Annotated in this window: 21 protein-coding genes; 9 read left to right on the forward strand and 12 right to left on the reverse strand. The window is 70.7% G+C overall.

The annotated features are described in order from the left end of the window. Positions 1-610, forward strand: a 610-nt coding sequence (locus H8B08_RS09810) for an RcnB family protein (protein WP_187450020.1), incomplete at its 5' end; no start/stop codon positions are given. Positions 611-1026: 416 nt separating this feature from the next. Here the strand turns inward: H8B08_RS09810 and gatB are convergent. The 4 genes from gatB to gatC form a co-directional block, all read right to left on the reverse strand. Further along, positions 1027-2535, reverse strand: a complete 1509-nt coding sequence (gatB, locus tag H8B08_RS09815) for an Asp-tRNA(Asn)/Glu-tRNA(Gln) amidotransferase subunit GatB (protein ID WP_187450021.1) — start codon at positions 2533-2535, stop codon at positions 1027-1029. After that, complete coding sequence (locus H8B08_RS09820) at positions 2528-2950, reverse strand: endonuclease domain-containing protein (protein ID WP_187450022.1); 423 nt, start codon at positions 2948-2950, stop codon at positions 2528-2530. Before H8B08_RS09820 ends, gatB begins: the two co-directional genes overlap by 8 nt. 220 nt (positions 2951-3170) lie before the next feature. Beyond that, positions 3171-4646, reverse strand: a complete 1476-nt coding sequence (gene gatA, locus H8B08_RS09825) for an Asp-tRNA(Asn)/Glu-tRNA(Gln) amidotransferase subunit GatA (protein WP_187450023.1) — start codon at positions 4644-4646, stop codon at positions 3171-3173. After that, positions 4646-4933, reverse strand: a complete 288-nt coding sequence (gatC, locus tag H8B08_RS09830; protein WP_187450024.1) for an Asp-tRNA(Asn)/Glu-tRNA(Gln) amidotransferase subunit GatC — start codon at positions 4931-4933, stop codon at positions 4646-4648. The genes gatA and gatC overlap by 1 nt, the downstream gene beginning before the upstream one ends. A gap of 299 nt (positions 4934-5232) precedes the next feature. Here gatC and ruvX point away from each other — a divergent pair, with 299 nt between their 5' ends. The 3 genes from ruvX (at position 5233) to H8B08_RS09845 (ending at position 6933) form a co-directional block, all read left to right on the forward strand. Continuing rightward, a complete protein-coding gene (gene ruvX / locus H8B08_RS09835) occupies positions 5233-5706 on the forward strand; it encodes a Holliday junction resolvase RuvX (protein ID WP_187450180.1) in 474 nt (157 codons plus the stop codon). Then, positions 5703-6626: an AEC family transporter gene (locus H8B08_RS09840; protein ID WP_187450025.1), complete on the forward strand. Its 924-nt coding sequence runs from the start codon at positions 5703-5705 to the stop codon at positions 6624-6626. The genes ruvX and H8B08_RS09840 overlap by 4 nt, the downstream gene beginning before the upstream one ends. A 64-nt stretch (positions 6627-6690) precedes the next feature. Beyond that, complete coding sequence (locus tag H8B08_RS09845) at positions 6691-6933, forward strand: hexameric tyrosine-coordinated heme protein (RefSeq protein WP_187450026.1); 243 nt, start codon at positions 6691-6693, stop codon at positions 6931-6933. A gap of 46 nt (positions 6934-6979) precedes the next feature. Here the strand turns inward: H8B08_RS09845 and H8B08_RS09850 are convergent, their stop codons facing one another. Further along, positions 6980-7726 carry a tetratricopeptide repeat protein gene (locus H8B08_RS09850; protein ID WP_187450027.1) on the reverse strand — a complete coding sequence of 249 codons (747 nt, stop codon included), beginning with the start codon at positions 7724-7726 and terminating at the stop codon, positions 6980-6982. A gap of 171 nt (positions 7727-7897) precedes the next feature. On the opposite strand from H8B08_RS09850, the gene H8B08_RS09855 reads away from it, so the two are divergent. Then, positions 7898-8632, forward strand: coding sequence for a hypothetical protein (locus tag H8B08_RS09855; RefSeq protein WP_187450028.1), 735 nt, complete (start codon positions 7898-7900; stop codon positions 8630-8632). Here the strand turns inward: H8B08_RS09855 and cydB are convergent. Genes cydB through H8B08_RS09870 form a run of 3 tightly spaced genes read right to left on the reverse strand, consistent with a single transcriptional unit; the run spans position 8629 to position 12913 of the window. Then, a complete protein-coding gene (cydB, locus tag H8B08_RS09860) occupies positions 8629-9648 on the reverse strand; it encodes a cytochrome d ubiquinol oxidase subunit II (protein ID WP_222934402.1) in 1020 nt (339 codons plus the stop codon). The genes H8B08_RS09855 and cydB overlap by 4 nt on opposite strands. Positions 9649-9650: 2 nt before the next feature. Beyond that, positions 9651-11060 carry a cytochrome ubiquinol oxidase subunit I gene (locus H8B08_RS09865; RefSeq protein WP_187450029.1) on the reverse strand — a complete coding sequence of 470 codons (1410 nt, stop codon included), beginning with the start codon at positions 11058-11060 and terminating at the stop codon, positions 9651-9653. 29 nt (positions 11061-11089) lie between these two features. After that, positions 11090-12913, reverse strand: coding sequence for a PQQ-binding-like beta-propeller repeat protein (locus tag H8B08_RS09870; protein ID WP_187450030.1), 1824 nt, complete (start codon positions 12911-12913; stop codon positions 11090-11092). A 178-nt stretch (positions 12914-13091) separates the two neighbouring features. Between H8B08_RS09870 and H8B08_RS09875 the strand changes: the two genes are divergently transcribed. Together H8B08_RS09875 and pyrC are read left to right on the forward strand one after the other, a co-directional pair. Beyond that, entirely contained in the window at positions 13092-14078 is a 987-nt protein-coding gene (locus tag H8B08_RS09875) for an aspartate carbamoyltransferase catalytic subunit (protein WP_187450031.1), read from the forward strand. Then, positions 14075-15352 carry a dihydroorotase gene (gene pyrC / locus H8B08_RS09880; RefSeq protein WP_187450032.1) on the forward strand — a complete coding sequence of 426 codons (1278 nt, stop codon included), beginning with the start codon at positions 14075-14077 and terminating at the stop codon, positions 15350-15352. The genes H8B08_RS09875 and pyrC overlap by 4 nt, the downstream gene beginning before the upstream one ends. 197 nt (positions 15353-15549) lie before the next feature. On the opposite strand, the gene H8B08_RS09885 is transcribed toward pyrC, so the two are convergent. From H8B08_RS09885 to H8B08_RS09900, 4 genes are read right to left on the reverse strand one after another with little or no spacing between them, the layout of a single operon-like run. Continuing rightward, positions 15550-15930, reverse strand: coding sequence for a hypothetical protein (locus H8B08_RS09885; RefSeq protein ID WP_187450033.1), 381 nt, complete (start codon positions 15928-15930; stop codon positions 15550-15552). Position 15931: 1 nt separating this feature from the next. Continuing rightward, the gene (locus tag H8B08_RS09890; protein WP_187450034.1) at positions 15932-16339 is read right to left on the reverse strand and encodes a hypothetical protein; all 408 of its coding nucleotides are present in this window, start codon (positions 16337-16339) and stop codon (positions 15932-15934) included. Between the two features lie 53 nt (positions 16340-16392). Further along, positions 16393-16857: a hypothetical protein gene (locus tag H8B08_RS09895; RefSeq protein WP_187450035.1), complete on the reverse strand. Its 465-nt coding sequence runs from the start codon at positions 16855-16857 to the stop codon at positions 16393-16395. After that, positions 16854-17303 carry a hypothetical protein gene (locus tag H8B08_RS09900; RefSeq protein ID WP_187450036.1) on the reverse strand — a complete coding sequence of 150 codons (450 nt, stop codon included), beginning with the start codon at positions 17301-17303 and terminating at the stop codon, positions 16854-16856. Before H8B08_RS09900 ends, H8B08_RS09895 begins: the two co-directional genes overlap by 4 nt. A gap of 174 nt (positions 17304-17477) precedes the next feature. Between H8B08_RS09900 and plsY the strand changes: the two genes are divergently transcribed. Continuing rightward, a complete protein-coding gene (gene plsY, locus H8B08_RS09905) occupies positions 17478-18077 on the forward strand; it encodes a glycerol-3-phosphate 1-O-acyltransferase PlsY (protein WP_187450182.1) in 600 nt (199 codons plus the stop codon). A gap of 3 nt (positions 18078-18080) precedes the next feature. Continuing rightward, complete coding sequence (gene dprA / locus H8B08_RS09910; protein WP_187450183.1) at positions 18081-19157, forward strand: DNA-processing protein DprA; 1077 nt, start codon at positions 18081-18083, stop codon at positions 19155-19157. Positions 19158-19177: the final 20 nt, after the last annotated feature.

A 19177-nucleotide genomic window follows, 5' to 3' on the forward strand; every position in this document is an offset into this window, starting at 1 on the left:
CTGGGACGGCCGCGGCGGCGACCGTGACGGGCGTTCGGACGGGCGCACCGACGGACGGGGCGGCGGCCAGGGCGGCGATCGCGACGGACGCTGGGACGGCCGCGGCGGCGACCGTGACGGGCGCGGCGGCGATCGCGACGGGCGCTGGGACGGACGCAACGACGGCCGCAACGACGGACGCTGGGACGATCGGCGCGACGATCATCGCGGCGGCGACCGCGACGGCCGCTGGGACGGTCGCGACCATCGCGACGACGACCGCTGGAACGACGGCCGCGGCGGCGGGCGCGGCGAATGGCACTACAGCCGCTCGAACCGCAACTGGTGGCGCGGCAATCCGCGCTTCCGCGACTACAACGGCGCGCGCGCCGGCTTCTGGTTCGCGCCGGGCTACGGCTATCTGTCCTACCCGCGGGACTACCGCCACCACGCGTGGCGCCGCGGCGAGTACCTGCCGCGCTACTACTTCCGTTACCGGGTCTACGATCCGTACATGTACGGCGCCCGTCCGGCCCCTCCGGGCTACGTCTGGGTCCACTGCGACAACGACCTGGTCCTGATCAGCCTGGCCACCGGCCTGATCCTGGACGTGCTGTTCGACCTGTATTGAGGAGAACGTCGTTATTCACGGAGGCGAGAGTTTCGCCACATTTGTGCCTCGAAACTCCCGCTCACTGTGATCACTCACGTTGGATCACTTCTTCGCCCCGCGGCCTCCACCGCGGGGCTTTTTCTTTTCCGACGGAGGTTTGGGCGGCGGAAAGGGTGAGATTCGCCCCGCGGCGGGGGAATCGACGGTTCAGTCAGCCCGCCAGCGAAGACGACCCACACGAACAGCAACACGGGCCCGAGCACCACCGCGCCGCCGACCGCAAGGCCAGTCCGAGGCCCAGGCGGCAGACCTTCGGTGGAACAACCGCTCCGCCCGCCTCAGCCGGCGGGCAGCGGGCGGCCCAGCCGCTGGCTGACTTCACGCGCGTCGTAGATCGCCTCCCCCTCCCGCCCGGGAGAGGGAGGCGCTGAGCCTCAAACGCCCAGCTTGGCCTTCAGGATGTCGTTGACCGCCGCCGGGTTGGCCTTGCCGCCGGTGGCCTTCATGACCTGGCCGACGAACCAGCCCAGGGCCTGCGGCTTGTCCTTCACCGCTTCGACCTTGTCCGGGTTGGCGGCCATGATCTGGTCGATGGCGGCCTCGATGGCGCCGGTGTCGGTCACCTGCACCAGGCCGTGCTTCTCGACCACGGCCTTGGGCGAGCCTTCGCCGGCCCAGACGTAGTCGAACACCTGCTTGGCGATCTTGGACGAGATGGTGCCGTCCTCGATCAGGGCGACCAGCTCGGCGATGTGCTCGGGCGGGACCGGGCTGTCCTCGATGTCGTGGCCGTCCTTGGTCAGGCGGGCCAGCAGCTCGTTGGTGGTCCAGTTGGCGACCAGCTTGGCGTCGCGGCCGACGGCGGCCTTCTCGTAGAAGTCGGCCCGCGCCTGCTCGGAGATCAGCACGTTGGCGTCGTAGGACGACAGGCCGTACTGGCTCATGAACCGGCGGCGCTTGTCGTCCGGCAGCTCGGGCAGGCTCTTTTTGATCTCCTCGATCCACGCGTCCTCGACGACCAGCGGCAGCAGGTCCGGGTCGGGGAAGTAGCGGTAGTCGTGCGCCTCTTCCTTGGAGCGCATGGAGCGGGTCTCGCCCTTGGTCGGGTCGAACAGGCGGGTCTCCTGCAGGACCTTGCCGCCGTCCTCGATGATCTCGATCTGGCGGCGCGCCTCGTACTCGACGGCGGCGCGCATGAAGCGGAACGAGTTGACGTTCTTGATCTCGCAGCGCGTGCCCAGGTGCTTGAAGGAACCGGTCTCGCGATACTTCTCGTAGTCGCCGGGGCGGCAGACCGACACGTTCACGTCGGCGCGCAGGTTGCCCTTCTCCATGTCGCCGTCGCAGGTGCCGAGGTAGATCAGGATCGTGCGCAGCTTCTGCACGTAGGCGGTCGCCTCCTCGGCCGAACGCATGTCCGGGCGCGAGACGATCTCCATCAGCGCCGTGCCGGCCCGGTTCAGGTCGACGAAGCTCTCGGTCGGCGACAGGTCGTGGATCAGCTTGCCGGCGTCCTGCTCCAGGTGCAGGCGCTCGATGCGCACGGTGAAGAAGGAGCCGTCCTCGCGCTCCACCTCGACCTCGCCCTCGCCGACGATCGGCTCGTCGAACTGGCTGATCTGATAGCCCTGCGGCAGGTCGGCGTAGAAGTAGTTCTTCCGCGCGAACCGGCTCTTCCTGTTGATCTGCGCCTTCAGGCCCAGGCCCGTGCGCACCGCCTGCTCGACGCAGAAGCGGTTCAGCACCGGCAGCATGCCCGGCATGGCGGCGTCGACGAGCGAGACCTGCTCGTTCGGCCCCGCGCCGAAGCCGACCGCCGCCCCGGAGAACAGCTTCGACTTCGACGACACCTGGGCGTGCACCTCCAGCCCGATGACGATCTCCCAGAGGCCGGTGCGGCCCTGGATCTGTTTGGATTCACGTTCGGCGACGGTATCAGTCATGCGTCTTCTCATACCCCTCTCCCGGAGGGAGAGGGAGGGGCCCGCGCGAAAGCGCGGGAGGGTGAGGGGTTACGCGGCCGGCCGATCTGGCCCCACGCAGAATCTCGTCGACGACCTTATGCGGTTCGCCGAACACGTCGTCATTGCGAAACCGGAGCACGTGCCAGCCCGCGGCTTCGATTTCCTGTTGGCGGAGGTGGTCGTAGGTGACCGCCTCGTCGCGATCGTGCACGCCGCCGTCCAGCTCGATCACCAGCCGCGCAGAAGCGCAGGCGAAGTCGGCGAAGTACCGCCCGATCGGGTGCTGGCGGCGGAACTTCAAACCGTCGAGCCGGCCGCCGCGCAGCAGCTTCCACAGCGCCGCCTCGGCGAGCGTCTGGGACTGTCGCAACGAGCGGGCGCGGTCCGTGCTCACTTCCCTTCTCCCAGCGGGAGAAGGACGGTCCCCGCGCCCCGGAGCGCAGCGGAGGTCCGCGCGGGAGGATGAGGGGTTACGGAGGCGGACGCCGCCGGACGCGGCCGGAAAAGCTTCATCGACGCTTGCGTCACGTCCTGCCCCCTCCCGTGTCCCTCACCCTCCCACGCCGCTCCGCGGCGCGGGCCCCTCCCTCTCCCGACCGGGAGAGGGATTCAGATCACCACCACTTCTCGGGCTTCGCCTTGAAGGCCGCGGCCTGCTCGAGCGCGCCGGCCAGCGAAAAGATCGTGCTCTCGTCCAGCGGCTTGCCGATCAGCTGCAGGCCCAGCGGCAGGCCGTCGGCGCCCAGGCCGGCGGGGACGCTGATGCCCGGCAGGCCGGCCAGGTTGGCGGTCACGGTGAAGATGTCGTTCAGGTACATCGCCACCGGATCGGCCGACTTGTCGCCGAGCGCGAAGGCGCCCGACGGCGTCGACGGCGTCAGGATGGCGTCGACCTTCGTCCAGGCCTGGTCGAAGTCCTGGGCGATGCGGCGGCGGACCTTCAGCGCCTTGACGTAGTAGGCGTCGTAGTAGCCGGCCGAGAGCACGTAGGTGCCGATCAGCACCCGGCGCTTCACCTCGTTGCCGAAGCCTTCGGCGCGGGTGTTCTCGTACAGCTCGATGAGGTTCTTGCCCTCGGCGCGCTTGCCGTAGCGCACGCCGTCGTAGCGGGCCAGGTTCGACGAGGCCTCGGCCGGCGCCACGATGTAGTAGGTCGGAAGCGCGTACTTGGTGTGCGGCAGGCTGATGTCGACGATCTCGCAGCCGGCGTCCTTCAGCCAGGCGATCCCCTGGCGCCACAGCGCCTCGATCTCCTCGGGCATGCCGTCGACGCGGTACTCCTTGGGCACGCCGATGCGCAGGCCCTTCACCGACTTGCCGACGAAGGACGGCCAGTCCGGGGTCGGCACGTCGAGGCTGGTGGAGTCCTTGGCGTCGTGGCCGCACATGGACTTCAGCAGGATGGCGGCGTCCTCGACCGACTTGGCGATCGGGCCGGCCTGGTCCAGCGACGAGGCGAAGGCGACGATGCCCCAGCGCGAGGCGCGGCCGTAGGTCGGCTTGATGCCGACCGTGCCGGTGAAGGCGGCGGGCTGGCGGATCGAGCCGCCGGTGTCGGAGGCGGTGGCGCCCAGGCACAGGTCCGCGGCCACGGCCGAGGCCGAGCCGCCCGACGAACCGCCCGGGGTCAGGGCGGCGTTGGAGCCCTTGGCCTTCCACGGGTTCACCACCGGGCCGAACCGCGAGGTCTCGTTGGACGAGCCCATGGCGAACTCGTCCATGTTCAGCTTGCCCAGCATGACCGCCCCGTCGCGCCACAGGTTGGCGGTGACGGTCGACTCATAGGTGGGCGTGAACTCGCCCAGGATGTTCGAGCAGGCCGTGGTGCGCACGCCCTCGGTGCAGAACAGGTCCTTGATGCCCAGCGGCGCGCCTTCCAGATCGCCGCCCTCGCCTTTCGCCAGCTTGGCGTCGGAGGCCTTGGCCATCTCGACCGCGCGCTCGAAGGTCGGCAGCACGTAGGCGTTCAGGTGCGGGTTGGCCTTCTCGATCGCCTCGACGTGGGCGCGGGTCAGCTCCTCGGAGGTGAAGGCCTTCGACTTCAGGCCGTCCAGCGCGGCCTTCAGGGTGATGTTGGTCAGCGCGCTCATTATTCGACCACCTTCGGCACGACGAAGAAGCCGTCGGCGCTCTTCGGCGCGTTGGCCAGCACCTTGGCCGGATCGCCGCCGGCGGTGACCTCGTCCTCGCGCAGGGGCTGGGTGGCTTCGACCGCCGTGGTCATCGGCTCGACGCCCTGGACGTCCACCTCGTTCAGCTGCTCGATCCAGGCCAGGATTCCGTTCAGCTCCTGGGCGAGCGCCTCCAGCCGGTCTTCCGGCTCGGCGACACGGGCGAGATGCGCGACCTTGCGGACGGTCGCGGCGTCGATGGCCATCGGCCCTCTCCATACAGATTCAGCCGATCCGGTTAGCCGGGGGGTGGGACGGTTGGCAAGGGCTGACTGTCCTTCTCCCGGCGGGAGAAGGACGGGCCCCGCGCGCCGGAGCGCGAAAGCGCGGCGGCCCGCGTGCGAGGATGAGGGGTTACAGACGGCGGCGGCCCTGGCGCAAGGTCCTGCGCCCTCCCGTGTCCCTCACCCTCCCACGCGGCTTCGCCGCGCGGGCCCCTCCCTCTCCCGACCGGGAGAGGGATCATCGCTTGCCCTGCCCCGACTCCCGCTATACCCGCCGCACCATGGCCGTCGTCGATCTCCTGGACCTCCCCGCCGCCACGCCGGCGAACACGCCGCTGCTGGGCCTCGACCTCGGCGAGAAGACCATCGGCGTGGCGGTCTCCGACGCCACCCGGATGATCGCCAGCCCGTTCGAGCTGATCCGCAAGACCAAGTTCACCCACGAGGCCGAACGGCTGTTCGCGATCATGGCCGAGCGCGGCGCCGCGGGGATAGTCATCGGCCTGCCGATGAACATGGACGGCACCGAGGGCCCGCGCGCCCAGTCCTGCCGGGCCTTCGCGCGCAACCTGAACCGGCTGCGCGACGTGCCGGTGGCCTTCTGGGACGAGCGGCTGTCGACCTCGGCGGTGAACCGCTTCCTGATCGAGCAGATGGACATGACCCGCGCCCGCCGGGCCGAGGTCGTCGACCGCAACGCCGCCGCCTACATCCTGCAAGGCGCCCTGGACCGCATGCGGGACGCCGCCCAGTGATCGCCATCCTGATGGGGGTCCTCCCCGTCTTCGCCCTGATCGCGCTGGGCTACTTCCTGAAGCGCTCCGGCTTCCTGCCGCTGGAGCTGTGGGGCCCGATCGAGCGGCTGTCGATCCACGTGCTCTATCCCGGCTTCCTGATCCCGGCGATCTGGAAGGCCGACATGTCGGGCGGCTCGGCGGGCGCCGCGGCGCTGGCGGCGGTCACCGCCGTGATCGTCATCGGCGTGGTCACCGTGGCCCTCCGTCCGCTGATGAAGATCGACGGCCCGGCCTTCACCTCGGTGTTCCAGGGGGCGATCCGCTGGAACTCCTTCGTCTTCCTGCCGGTGATCCAGGCGGTGTTCGGCCAGCCGGGGCTGGCCCTGTCGGCGGTGATCATCGGGGCGCTGATCCCGGTCGTGAACATCCTGTGCGTGCTGGTCATGGTGCGCTGGGGCGAAGGCCAGGGCGGGACCTCGCCCAAGGCCGTGGCCAGGGCCATGCTGCAGAACCCGATCCTGGTCGCCTGCCTGACCGGCCTGGCGCTCAACCTGACCGGCGTGCCGCCGATCCCGGGCGTGTTCGAAACCCTGCAGCTGCTGGGCGACGCCGCCCTGCCGCTGGGCCTGATCATCGCCGGCGCGGGCCTCAGCTTCACCTACGCCGCCAGGCGGCCGTGGACGCTGGGCCTGACCTCGGCGGCCAAGGTGCTGCTGATGCCGCCGCTGATGTGGGGCCTGTGCCGGCTCTACGGCGGCGACGACCTGGCCCAGGGCGTGGCCCTGCTGTGCGGCGCGGCGCCCGGGGCGGCCGCCTCCTACGTGCTGGCCCGCCAGATGGGCGGCGACGCCCCGCTGATGGCCGGCATCGTCGCCCTGACCACGGTCACCAGCGCGCTGACCATCCCGCTGTTCCTGACCGCCTTCCACTTCGCCTGAAGCTGCGAGCGGGAACACTTCACGGCACAGCGAAATTGTAGGCGGCCATCCAGCCGAGGTCGCGATGCAACTCCCGCCCGAGCCCCTGGTCCCCGCCGCCAGCCTGATCACCGCCACGCCGGAAGAAGGCCGCGCGCTGGCCCTCATGCTGGCCCGTCACTCGATCCACGCGATGCAGAAGGAGGTGGACGTCCTCAAGGCCGGCCGCGTGCGCTACGCCAACGACCCGCTCGGCCTGATCGCCGCCAGCCACGTCGTCGCCGTCGAGTTCGCGACCATCGCCGCCGCCAACAACTACTGGCGCTGAGATCGCCGCTTACGACGACCACGCCCGCGTCGACCTACGGTTTGACCTATTCAGGGCTGGGTTCGCCGGTGGTGCTGCGCACCGTCGTGATCCCCGACGGGGCCATGCCGGCGCGCGCCTTTGCGACATACTCCAGCTCGCCAAGCGCGCCCTTATGGCCGGGCTGAAGCTTGAGCGAGTCGCGATAGGCCGCCTCCGCCTCCTCCAGCCGCCCCATTTCGATCAGGGTGAACCCCCGCGTGCGCAGCAGCCGGGCGCGATCGAGCGCGTCCATCCAGGTGTTCTCGCCGAGCGCCCGGTCGATCACGGCCAGGCTTTCCGCGTTTCGCCCAAGCCGGCTCAGGGCGAGCGCGGCCTCGCTGACCAGCTCCGTATTGAGGGGCTCCAACCGCAAGCCCACGCTCAGCGCCTTCTCGGCGGCGGCGAAGTCCTGGATCTCGACGTAGAAAGAGCCGGCCATCATGCTGGCCTCGGAATACGGCGAGGGCCGCCACTCGACCCCGCATTCAACCGTGACGCCTCGCGCAGCACCACGGTTTCGCCGCACAGTTCCACGTAGTTGAGCTTGTCGGGCGCGTGGCTCAGCACCTCTTCGAGGCCCGCGACGTGCGCCTTCAACCGCGGGGAAGTCGCCCTTGTCGAAGGCGTCGGTGCTCTCGCCCACGATGGTGGCGTCGCGCGCGTAGACCGCGCCCTCCGGCGTGCAGGCGGCCATGCCCTCACCGGCCGCCGCGGCCCCTGTCGCCACCGCCGTCGTCGCCAGCAGGGCCGCCGCAAAGACACTCAACTTCATAACGAACCCCCTCGTCTTCCAGCGCAGCAAGTCGAGGCGGACCGCCAGCGCCTGTCCCGCTTCACTCCGCGGTTCGCCCTGAGGGGTTTTCCGGAGCCGGTTCGGGGTTCTTCCGGATTTGGCGGCTCGCGGATCTTTCCTAGGCTCCGGCCCGGGTCTGGAGGATCCGGGATGAACCTGAGGCTGGCTTCGCTCCTGTTGCTGGCCGCGGCGCTGGCGTCGTGCCGCGAGCCCAATTCGAACGGCCGCGAGAAAGGACCGTTCGGCGAGTTCGCGGCGCGGGGCGAACGGGCCTTCTCGGCCGTCTCCGGCCGCGGCGGCGACTATTACGACGAGAGCGTCAGCCCCTACGAACGCGGCATCCGCGACGGCCTGCGCGACGCCGAGTTCAATCGCGACGAACGCAGCGCCGCCTACCGCCGCGGCTACGACGCCGGCCGGCGCGAACTGCAGCGCGACCGGCAGGCCTACCAGGCCAACGACAACTATTACGACGACCGGTACGCGACGCGCGGCACGACCCGCGCGCGGGCCCGGGCCACCGACTACGCCTCGGACACCTACGGCTACGGCCCCAGCAGCTACGGCTACGGCGACAGCCGCTCGGACTACGCCACCGGCTATTCCAGCCGCGACGACTACTATTCGAGCAACGGCGCCAGCACCGACTATCGCCGGGTGACGGCAGGGGCCAGCGTCGGCTCCCGCGGCGTGCCCAGCGGCGGCATGCGCGCCTGCGCCGACGAGGTCGAGCGCGTGTTCGGCCTGCGCCAGGGCAGCGCCCAGCCGGTCAGCGCGCGGCCCCGCGACAACGGCGGCTACGAGGTCGACGTCCGCGCCAGCGGCCGCTACGCCGTCTGCCGGCTCAACGCCGACGGCCGGGTGAAGGGCGTGGACGAGCGCTAGCGCCCGCCGCGCGCCACACCGACATGACCCCGGTCGGTCTTGCCGCGGAAGATCCAGTACTTGCCGGCGGTGTAGACCGCGATCAGCGGCAGCACGACGACGCCGGCGAAGAGGAAGAACCCTAGCGCCTGATCCGGCGCGGCGGCGTCGCCGACGGTGACAGCATAGGGGACCATGTACGGCCAGAACATCACGCCCAGCGTCAGGAAGGCCGTGACGAAGAACACCGCCGCCATGGCCATCGGCACGGTCTCGCGTCGGGCGCGTGCGCCGAGCAGCACGCCCAGCAGGGCCAGAACGCTGAGGATCGGGAAGGCCACGCCCCAGCCGCTCAGCCGGCGCGCGCCCTGAGCGGCGTCCGGATCGATGGTCAGGCTCCACACGAAGGCCAGGCCGAGGATCATGAACACGCCCGCGACCAGCCACGGAATGCGAGCGTACGACCAAGCCTGCAGGGCGCCCTCGGTCTTCAGCACCATCCAGCAGGCCCCCAGCAGGGCGTAGCCCAGCACCAGGCCGATCCCGGTCAGGACCGGGAAGCCGTGCACCCAGCTGAAGGCGCCGCCGGCGAACTGCATGTTCTCGACCGGCACGCCCCGCATCATCGCCCCCACCGCCGCGCCCTGGGCGAAGGCGACCAGGGTCGAGCCGTAGGCGAAGCCCGCGTCCCACAGCCAGCGCATCCGGTGGCTGCGATAGCGGAACTCGAAGGCGACGCCGCGGAAGATCAGCCCGACCAGCATCAGCAGCACGGGCATGTAGAAGGCGCCCATCAGCACCGCGTAGGCGGCCGGAAAGGCCGCGAACAGGCTCGCGCCCACCACCACCAGCCAGGTCTCGTTGCCGTCCCAGAACGGCGCGACGCTGCCCATCATCTCGGCGCGCCGGGCCTCGTCGCGAGTCGTGCCGAACAGGACGCCCACCCCGATGTCGAAGCCGTCGAGGATCACGTAGGCCACGATCGCCAGCGCGATCACCCCGGCCCAGAACAGGGCGAGCGGGCTCGGATCCACCATGGTCAGCTCCCTTCGTCGACGCGGCCGCCGGTTGCGCTTCCGGCCGTGTCGGCGAAGGCCATCGGCCGGCTGGGCGTCGCGTTCGGAATCGGCTCGGCGCCCTCCTCGGGGCCCCGACGCAGCAGCTTGTAGATGTAGAGAAAGCCGAAGCCCGCCAGGACGGCGTAGACCAGCCCGTAAATCCCCAGCGAAAGCAGCACGTCGCTGGTGGTCAGCGACGGGGTCACCGCGTCCTTGGTGCGCAGCAGGCCGTAGACCACCCAGGGCTGACGCCCGACCTCGGCCGTGTACCAGCCGCACAGAACGGCGATGAAGCCGGTCGGAAACGACAGGAAGGTGATCCACAGGAACCACCGCGAGGTCTCCAGACGCCTCCGCCAGCGCAGGACGTTCCCCAGCCAGGACACGCCCAGCATGATCAGCCCCATGCCGACCATGATGCGAAAGCCCCAGAACGGGATGAACACCGGCGGCCGGTCTTCGGGCGGGAAGGTCTCCAGCCCGATCTCCTTCGCGGTCCAGTTGCCTGAGGCGATGAAGCTGCCGAGCCTGGGCACCTCGATCGCGAACAGGTTCTTCTGCTGCGCCTGATCCGGCAAGGCGACCAGCACCTCGGAAGCCGGCTGCTGGGTCTTCCAGCGCGCCTCGATGGCCGCGAACTTGGCCGGCTGGTGCTTGAGCACGTAGAGCCCGTTCTCGTGGCCGAACAGGATCTGGATCGGCACCAGCACCGCCGCCAGGCCCAGGCCCCAGTGCAGCATGACCCGCGCCGCCGGCCGGTGCACGTCGCGCAGCACGTACCAGGCCCCGGTGGCGGCGACGCACATGGCCGTGGTCAGGAAGGCCGCCAGCAGCATGTGCGGCCAGCGCACCATCATCACCGGCCCGAGCACGATCTCGCGCCAGTCCGCCGGCACGATCTTGCCGTCGACGACGGCGTGGCCGACGGGAACCTGCATCCACGAGTTGTTCGCCAGGATCCAGAACGACGACAGCATCGTCCCCAGGGCGACCAGGCAGCAGGCGACGAAATAGAAGAGCGGCGAAACGCGGTCGCGCCCCAGCAGCACGACGCCCAGGAAGCTCGCCTCCAGCATGAAGGCGGTGAAGGACTCGTAGCCCAGCAGCGGGCCCTGGATCGAGCCGACCCGCTCGGCCAGCACCCCCCAGTTGGCGCCGAACTGGAAGGCCATGACGATGCCGGTCACGACGCCCATGCCGAACGAGACCGCGAAGATCTTGAGCCAGAACTCGAACACCCGCCGGTAGATCAGGTCGCCGGTCGCCAGCCGCAGCCCTTCCAGCACGGCCAGCCACGCCGCCAGCCCCATGGTGAAGGCCGGAAAGATGATGTGGAAGCTGATCAGGAACCCGAACTGGATGCGTGAAAGCGTGACTGGATCGAAGTCCATCGTCGGTCGCTCCTGGCCTTAGCCGCCCGTCACGGTCGTGCGGCCGCACGGGGGCTCGCCGCGTCCTCCAGCCCCAGGACCACGACCTTTTCCGACCCGGACTTGACCGGCCAGAAGATGTTGTTGAACCCGGTCGCCACCGCCACGCGCTGCGCCCCGCCCGGGGTCGCATAGGTGATGACGCCGCCGGCCAGCGGCCCGGGCATCTTCTTGCCATAGAGCTTGCGGCCGGTGTCGGCGTCGACGGCGTAGAAGTGGCCGCCGAGGTCGCCGAAGAAGACGACCCCGCCCGCGGTGGGCGTCACCGCGGCGACCACCGGGTAATCAGTCTTGATCCGCCACTTCCACACGCCGGTGTCGGCGTCGAAGCCGGTCAGCCAACCGGCCCAGTGATCGTGACCGCGCACCTGCTTGTGGCCGATCATATTGAAGGGGTTGATAGCGTTGTCGCCCATCCAGGGCTGGCCCAGCTTCACGTCCCGCAGCTGCCGTTCGTTCTTGACCTTCACCGTGGCGCACCAGTCGTTCTCGCCCAGGACGATGAGGTTGGTGCGCGGATCGTAGGCCGGGCTGTTCCACTCCGCGCCGCCGACCGAACCGGGGCAGAAGGACACGTCCTTGTCGGGCGCGAACCGCTCTTCGATGTTTCGGATGGTGGTCGCCGGAACCTTGTAGAGCAGGCCGTCGGACGCGCGGTCGTAGCCGTAGAGATAGCCGTCCTTCGGCGCGGTCGCCATCATTTGCCTGCCGCCGCGGGTGGTGATCAGGGCCGGCGGATTGGAGGCGTCCCAGTCGTGCCAGTCTTCCGGCAGGAGTTGGTAGTGCTTCTGGTAGGCCCCGGTCCGGGCGTCGTGCACCACGATCGAGTTGGTGAAAAGATTGGAGCCTTGGCGGACGTCGATGGCGAAGTCCGGCGCCGGGTTGCCGACGGGCTGGTACAGACGCCCCGTCGCCGGGTCCAGACTGAGCGAGGTCCAGCTTCCCCCGCCGCTGATCGGGAAGCCCTGCGGCGTCTTCCACGTCGAGCCATTGAGCGGCGAAGCGGCCACCGGGCCGAGCACCGGGTCGTCGGGCGCGCGCGGCACGTTGAAGTACTGCCACAGGACCTTGCCGGTCTTGGCGTCGAGCGCGAACAGCTTCCCCTTGCCGCCTTTGACGTCGCCGCCCGCTGTACCGACGAAGACCATCCCGTTCCAGGCGATCGGTGCGGCCGGGATGGTCTCGCCCCGCTTCGCCGTGTTGACCAGGGACGTCGCCCACAGCCGCTTGCCGGTGGCGAAATCGTAGGCCAGCAGCCGGCCGTCCTGGGTGCCGCGGAAGAGCACGCCGTCCATGTAGGCGGCGCCGCGGTTGGTCGGCAGCAGGTACCCCGGGTAGCGCTCGTGCGTGCGCCAGTTCACCTTGCAGGTGTTGGGGTCCAGCGAAAAGATGTCGAACTGGGTGGTGCCGATCAGCGCGCCTCGCACCATGAGCAGGCCGCTCTCGAACGCGCCCCACGAGCCGGTGTCGTACGTGCAGACGACCTTCAGCCGGCCGGCGTTGGCGTTGTTGATCTGGGTCAGCGGCGAAAACCGCTCGGAGGTCAGGGTCTTGTTGTAGCTCGGCCACTCGTCGGAAACGGGCGCGGGCGCAGCCGCAGGCGCAGCCGGGGCCACGAGCGCAGCGGGCCTGTAGGCCGGGTTGGTCTCCGTGGTCAGCGTCCCCTTTGGATCGGCGATCGAGTCGACATAGGCCCGCGCCATGCCGCCCGCGCGCGAGGTCTGCACAGGGAAGGCTTTCATCACCAGGAAGCCGACGAGGGCGGCGACCAGCACGAGCCCGCCGATGACGAGGAGGAACTTCTTCAGTTTCATGGCTGGCGCGCCTGTGACCGCTGTCCGCCGCAACTGTCCTCCTCTCCTATGGCGGGCGTCTCTAGGGCGTCCCCTGATCCAGACGGATATAAACCCTGACCTCAGCCGGACGCCGGGGGGCCCGAACCCCGGCGCCCCCTAGACGCCCCGGCCCTCCCCGGCCTATAGCCCGGCCTCGATGACACCGAACCGCGCCGTTTCCGACGACATCCGCGCCCGGCTGTTCCCGTTTCCTGCAAGGCATCTGACCACGGTCCTGGACCTGAAGCCGCCGCACGTCACGGCGCTGCTGGACCTGGCCGACGCCTTCGTGGAGCTGAACCGCCAGACCGCGAAGACCCTGGACCTGCTCAAGGGCCGGACCCTGGTCAACCTGTTCTTCGAGAACTCCACCCGCACCCAGAGCTCCTTCGAGCTGGCCGGCAAACGGCTGGGCGCGGACGTGGTCAACATGAACCCGCGCACCTCCTCGGTCGCCAAGGGCGAGACCCTGATCGACACGGCGGTGACGCTGAACGCCATGAAGCCCGACCTGCTGGTCGTGCGCCACGCCGGCTCCGGCGCGCCGGACCTGCTGGCCCGCAAGGTGTCGGGCAGCGTGGTCAACGCCGGCGACGGCCAGCACGAGCACCCGACCCAGGCGCTGCTGGACATGCTGTCCATGCGCCGGGCCTTCGGCGACGTCGGCAACCTGACGGTCGCGATCTGCGGCGACGTCGCCCACAGCCGGGTGGCCCGCTCCAACGTGGCGCTGCTGACCATGATGGGCGCCAACGTGCGCCTGGTCGGCCCGCCGACCCTGATGCCGCCGGCCGTCGACCGCTGGGGCGTCGAGGTCCACCACGACATGCGCAAGGGCATCGAGGGCGCGGACGTGGTCATGATGCTGCGCCTGCAGCTGGAGCGGATGGACGGGGCCTTCGTGCCGTCCATGCGCGAGTACTTCCGCTTCTGGGGCCTGGACCACGAAAAACTCAAGCACGCCAAGCCGGGCGCCAAGGTCATGCACCCCGGCCCGATGAACCGCGGGGTCGAGATCGACTCCGACGTGGCCGACGATCCGGCCGTCAGCCTGATCCAGGACCAGGTCGAGATGGGCGTGGCCGTGCGCATGGCGGTGCTGGCCTCGCTGGCCGAGCGGCTCGAGCAGGAGGCCGGCCGATGAAGACGGCTTTCATCAACGCCCGCCTGGTCGACCCGGCCTCGGGCTACGACGGTCCCGGCAGCGTGCTGGTGATCGGCGACGAGATCGTCCAGGTCGCCCACACCCCGACCATCGAAGGCCACACCGGCGACACCGTCCACTGCGGCGGCGCGGTGCTGGGGCCGGGCCTGATCGACCTGCGGGTCAAGACCGGCGAGCCCGGCCACGAGCCCAAGGAGACGCTGAAGTCGGCCGCCCGCGCGGCCGCCGCCGGCGGGGTCTCCACGGTCGTGCTGCAGCCCGACACCGACCCGGCCCTGGACGAGCCGGCCATGGTCGACTTCGTCACCCGCCGCGCCCGCGCCCTGGGCCTGGTCAACATGCTGGTCGCCGGCGCCGCCACCCGCGGCCTGGAAGGCGCCCGCATGGCCGAGCTGGGGCTGATGCAGGAGGCCGGCGCGGCCTACTTCACCGACGCCGACAAGGTGATCGTCAACACCAAGGTGTTCCGCCGCATCCTGACCTACGCCAAGGCCTTCGGCGCCCTGGTCGCTCACCGGCCGATGGACCCGTGGCTGGCCGAAGGCGCGGTCGCCACGGCCAGCCAGTTGTCCGGCTGGAACGGCCTTCCCGCCGCCCCGGCGGTGGCCGAGCGCATCATGCTGGAGCGCGACCTGGCCCTGGCCGAGACCACCGGCGCGCGCCTGCTGGTCGACCAGATCTCCACCGCCGACGCGCTGGACAGCCTCAAGCGGGCCAAGGCGCGCGGCGTGAAGGCCTTCGCCTCCTGCTCGATCAACCACCTGTCGTTCAACGAGGTGGATCTGGGCGACTACCGCACCTTCTTCCGGCTGGACCCGCCGCTGCGCCCCGAAGAGGACCGCCAGGCCCTGATCGAGGCGGTGCGCGACGGCCTGATCGACGTGATCGTCTCCGCCCACGCGCCGGCTCCGGCGGAAGACAAGCGCCGCCCGTTCAGCGAGGCCGCCCCCGGCGCCATCGGCGTCGAAACCCTGCTGCCGGCCCTGATGAGCCTGCACCACGAGGCGGGCCTCAGCCTGCTGGAGGTGCTGCGCCCGGTGACCAGCGCGCCGGCGGCCCTGCTGGGCCTGAAGTCGGGCCGCCTGGCCGAAGGCACGCCGGCCGACCTGGTGCTGTTCGACCCCGGCGCCCCGGTCGTGATCGACGCCGCCAAGCTGCAGTCGAAGTCGAAGAACTCCCCGTTCGACGGCCGCCGCCTGCAGGGCAAGGTCATGCGCACGGTCGTCGGCGGCCGGACGGTGTTCGGCGGCTAAGACCTTCTCCCAGGGGGAGAAGGACGGGCCCCGCGCACCGGAGCGCGAAGCGCGAAGGTCCGCGCGGGAGGATGAGGGATTACGGACCGGCGGCGCTCATGGCGCGCCCGGTCCTGAACTCTCCCGTTTCCCTCACCCTCCCACGCCGCTTACGCGGCGCGGGCCCCTCCCTCTCCCGACCGGGAGAGGGATTGTCACTACGGCTGCTTGCTCTCGAATCTCACACCGTCGCGGCGGGTGACGCGGGTGGGCCCCTGACGGCTGTACTTCGGGATCATGCGGCGGATGTCGGCGTAGACCCGCGCGGTCCGCTGCGGCCGGACCGTCAGGCAGAGGTCCCACTCCCCTTCGCGCCCCCAGCGCACGGCCTGCGCCCGCGTGACGTCGCGGCTGCGCCCGACGTAGGCGCGCACCTTGCGGGCGACCTCGCCGTTGGTCCCGGAGGCGTAGCTGCCGAAGGAGACCTCCACGTCGCACGGCGCGGGGAAACGCTGGTCGCGGTCGAGCCACTCGATGCGGTCGGCGGAAGGTGAAGCGGCGGCCAGGGCCAGGACCAGCGCCAGCGAAGCCGGGCTCATCTCAGGCCCCCAACCCGCAGCGCCGGGCGACACCGGTGCAGGCGAGCGCGACGACCGCCCCGAGGCCTCCGCACGGCAGCGGATCGCTCAACCCCGACCCAAACGCGACGAGCGGCAAGGCCGTCGCCACGAATCCGGCGGCCAGGGCGACCGCAGACAACGTCCAGCCCCGTACCCACCGGTTCGCCGCGCCGACCAGCAGGCCCGCGACGAAAGCCGGCGCGCCTGCGAACAGGTAGCCGAGCAGCACCAGCCCCAGCAAAAGGATCGGCTCAGCCATGAGGTCCGCGATGTCGCGCGGACTTCCATGGGCGGCCCCGATCGCGCCGGCGGCGGCGACAAAAAGGAAGCTCCCGATCGGCGGCCCCGTCAGCAGGAACAGGACCCCGAACTGGACGGCGCCGCTCATGACAGAGCTTCGCTTCGGCGGCACAGGGGCCGAACCGGCCACGGCGGCGTCTGTCACACACGGCTCCGGAAGCTGAACCGGCGCGCAATGGCGGTGCAGATCACCGCCGCGATCGCGCCGTCGACGGCCAGTAACACGATCTGGCCGGCGTAGTCGCCCAGGCCCGCGGGCACGGCCGCCAGCGCGCCGGCGAGGGCCGCGACCAGATACACGACCGGGCTCTTGCGATTGGCCCCGAACGCGCCGACCGCCAGGCCGGCCAGGGCCGCCGGCGCGGTCCCGGCCGCATAGGCCTCGGGCGCCCAGATGAACACGTCGGCGACCAGCGCGCGCAGGGCGTCGGACGCGTCCTCGAGGGTGGGGCCGCCGCCGTCCAGGCGGGTGAGCAGCAGGGCCACCACCGCGGCCGCCACCGTCCCCGCGACCAGCGGGCCGAGCGCGGCGAACAGCACGGCGTAGCGCAGGGCGGATCTCAGTGGAGAGCTCCCGGCGACGGTTTGCGGCGCGGCCTCGCTCATCGGTCTTCGTCCCGTCCGATCACACCGATCTGGGCCCCGAACCAGGCCGCGACCAGGCAGGGGGGCACGGCCAGGGCGCCGACCAGGCCCAGGGCTCCGACGTCGGGCAGGAAACGGCCGGCGTGCACGATCAGGGTGGCCAGCGCCCCGGCCGCGCCGGCCAGCAGGTAGATGCGCTTGCCGCCGCCCACCCGGGTCGCGCCCGCGCCGGTGACGAAGCCGGCGACGGCGGCGGGGATCAGGGCGCCGGCGAACACCAGCACCGGGGCGAGCAGGATCACCAGCCCCTCGGCCTCCAGCGGCCCACGCGTGAGGCTGAGCGTCCCGGCCGCCGTCGCGGCGACCACCGCCGCGGTGAACGGCGCGGCGACCACGAAGACCAGCGCGCCGCGCACGCCGTCGCGAAACGTGGCCGTCGCCGGAGCCGGATCGAGGGACTCGCTCATGGCCCCGATCATAAACCGGCTCGCAGAACGTGGATATGGCGAAGCTTGGTGAACGCTGTCACGCCTCTGAGAGCGCTGCGGGAACCCCGCTAGGAATCGCCGCGAAGCGCGTTACAAAACGGCGGTCCCCGCCGGGGACGCCAGAGGTGTGCGCGCGTGACCAACTACCTTCCGATGCTGGCCGCCGCCGTGGGCGGCTATCTGCTGGGCTCCATTCCCTTCGGGGTGATCGCCACGCGCCTGGGCGGCGCCGGCGACATCACCAAGGTGGGCTCCGGCAACATCGGCGCGACCAACGTGCTGCGCACCGGCCGCAAGGACCTTGCCGCCCTGACCCTGATCGGCGACGTCGGCAAGGGCATCCTGGCCGTGCTCCTGGCCAAGCTGCTGGCCCACGATCCGGCGGTGACGGCGGTCGCCGGCGGCGCGGCCTTCCTGGGCCACCTGTTCCCGGTCTGGCTGAAGTTCAAGGGCGGCAAGGGCGTGGCCACCTTCTTCGGGGTCATGCTGTTCGCGCCGCTGATGCCGTGGGCGGGCCTGCTCGCGGCCGCGACCTGGATCGCCATGGCCTTCCTGTTCCGCATCTCGTCGCTGGCGGCCCTGACGGCGGCGGCCCTGGCCCCGATCTACATCCTGATCACCGACGAGCCCTACGCCTACCTGTGGCTGGCCCTGTTCATGGCCGTGCTGATCTTCATCCGCCACCGCGCCAACATCGGACGCCTGCTCAAGGGCGAGGAGCCGAAGATCGGCGCGGGCAAGAAGAAGGACTGACGCCTGGACCGGGGGGAGCGCTTCGACCGACTGAGGCTGGCGCGCACCGAGCGCGTCGGCCCCGTCGCCTTCGACCAGCTGGTCAAGCGCTTCGGCTCGGCCGGGGCGGCGCTGGAGGCCCTGCCCCACCTGGCCCGTCGCGGCGGCGCCGACGGCTTTTCCATTCCGCCTGAACACACGATCAACGCCGAGCTCGAGGCCGGCGAGGCGCTCGGCGCGCGCCTGCTGGTGCTGGGCGACGACGGCTTCCCGCCGCAGCTGGCGGCGCTGGATCCCCCGCCGCCGGTGCTGTGGACGCTGGGCGACCCCGGCCTGCTTTCCAAAAACGCCTGCGCCGTCGTCGGCGCGCGTATCGCTTCGTCAGCCGGCTTGCGCTTCGCCCGCGGCCTGGCGGCCGAGCTCGGCCAGGCCGGCCTGACCGTCACTTCCGGCATGGCCCGCGGCATCGACGGCGCGGCGCACGAAGGGGCGCTGCCGACCGGCACCGTGGCCGTGCTGGCCGGCGGCATAGACGACGTCTATCCGCCCGAGCACGACAACCTGTGGGGCCGCATCCGCGAGGGCGGCTGCATCGTCTCCGAACAGGCGCCGGGCGTTCGCGCCAAGGCCCACGACTTCCCCCGCCGCAACCGCATCATCTCAGGGCTCTCGCGCGCCGTCGTGGTGGTCGAGGCGGAGCTGCGCTCGGGATCGCTGATCACCGCCCGCCTGGCCGCCGAACAGGGCCGCGAGGTGCTGGCCGTCCCCGGCTCGCCGCTGGAGCCGCGCGCCAAGGGCACGAACGACCTCATCCGCCAGGGCGCGGCCCTGTGCGAAGGGGCCGAGGACGTGCTGCGCGCGCTCGCCGCCCCGCGCACCCTGCGCGAGCCGGACGGCCGCTGGGACGGCGCCGTCCCCGACGACGAGGTCGACGCGGTGCGCGACCGCGTGCTGGCCCTCCTGTCGCCCACCGCCATTCCCCGCGACGAGCTGGCCCGCGGCGTGGGCGCGCCCGCCGCCGTGGTGTTCGCCGCCCTGGTCGAACTGGCCCTCGCCGGCGAGGCGGAACTTCTGCCCGGCGGGATGGTCTGCCGGAGCTAGCATCCCTTCTCCCAGCGGGA

This window comes from Caulobacter sp. 17J80-11 (assembly GCF_014349105.1).
In the GTDB taxonomy this organism is placed as follows: domain Bacteria; phylum Pseudomonadota; class Alphaproteobacteria; order Caulobacterales; family Caulobacteraceae; genus 17J80-11.

Excerpts from the sequence above, each read along its gene's own strand:
- gatB (WP_187450021.1), bottom strand. The coding sequence starts at position 2,535 with ATGACTGATACCGTCGCCGAACGTGAATCCAAACAGATCCAGGGCCGC.
- gatA (WP_187450023.1), bottom strand. The coding sequence starts at position 4,646 with ATGAGCGCGCTGACCAACATCACCCTGAAGGCCGCGCTGGACGGCCTG.
- gatC (WP_187450024.1), bottom strand. The coding sequence starts at position 4,933 with ATGGCCATCGACGCCGCGACCGTCCGCAAGGTCGCGCATCTCGCCCGT.
- ruvX (WP_187450180.1), top strand. The coding sequence starts at position 5,233 with ATGGCCGTCGTCGATCTCCTGGACCTCCCCGCCGCCACGCCGGCGAAC.
- H8B08_RS09845 (WP_187450026.1), top strand. The coding sequence starts at position 6,691 with ATGCAACTCCCGCCCGAGCCCCTGGTCCCCGCCGCCAGCCTGATCACC.
- H8B08_RS09850 (WP_187450027.1), bottom strand. The coding sequence starts at position 7,726 with ATGAAGTTGAGTGTCTTTGCGGCGGCCCTGCTGGCGACGACGGCGGTG.
- H8B08_RS09855 (WP_187450028.1), top strand. The coding sequence starts at position 7,898 with ATGAACCTGAGGCTGGCTTCGCTCCTGTTGCTGGCCGCGGCGCTGGCG.
- cydB (WP_222934402.1), bottom strand. The coding sequence starts at position 9,648 with ATGGTGGATCCGAGCCCGCTCGCCCTGTTCTGGGCCGGGGTGATCGCG.
- H8B08_RS09865 (WP_187450029.1), bottom strand. The coding sequence starts at position 11,060 with ATGGACTTCGATCCAGTCACGCTTTCACGCATCCAGTTCGGGTTCCTG.
- H8B08_RS09870 (WP_187450030.1), bottom strand. The coding sequence starts at position 12,913 with ATGAAACTGAAGAAGTTCCTCCTCGTCATCGGCGGGCTCGTGCTGGTC.
- H8B08_RS09875 (WP_187450031.1), top strand. The coding sequence starts at position 13,092 with ATGACACCGAACCGCGCCGTTTCCGACGACATCCGCGCCCGGCTGTTC.
- pyrC (WP_187450032.1), top strand. The coding sequence starts at position 14,075 with ATGAAGACGGCTTTCATCAACGCCCGCCTGGTCGACCCGGCCTCGGGC.
- H8B08_RS09885 (WP_187450033.1), bottom strand. The coding sequence starts at position 15,930 with ATGAGCCCGGCTTCGCTGGCGCTGGTCCTGGCCCTGGCCGCCGCTTCA.
- H8B08_RS09890 (WP_187450034.1), bottom strand. The coding sequence starts at position 16,339 with ATGAGCGGCGCCGTCCAGTTCGGGGTCCTGTTCCTGCTGACGGGGCCG.
- H8B08_RS09895 (WP_187450035.1), bottom strand. The coding sequence starts at position 16,857 with ATGAGCGAGGCCGCGCCGCAAACCGTCGCCGGGAGCTCTCCACTGAGA.
- H8B08_RS09900 (WP_187450036.1), bottom strand. The coding sequence starts at position 17,303 with ATGAGCGAGTCCCTCGATCCGGCTCCGGCGACGGCCACGTTTCGCGAC.
- plsY (WP_187450182.1), top strand. The coding sequence starts at position 17,478 with ATGCTGGCCGCCGCCGTGGGCGGCTATCTGCTGGGCTCCATTCCCTTC.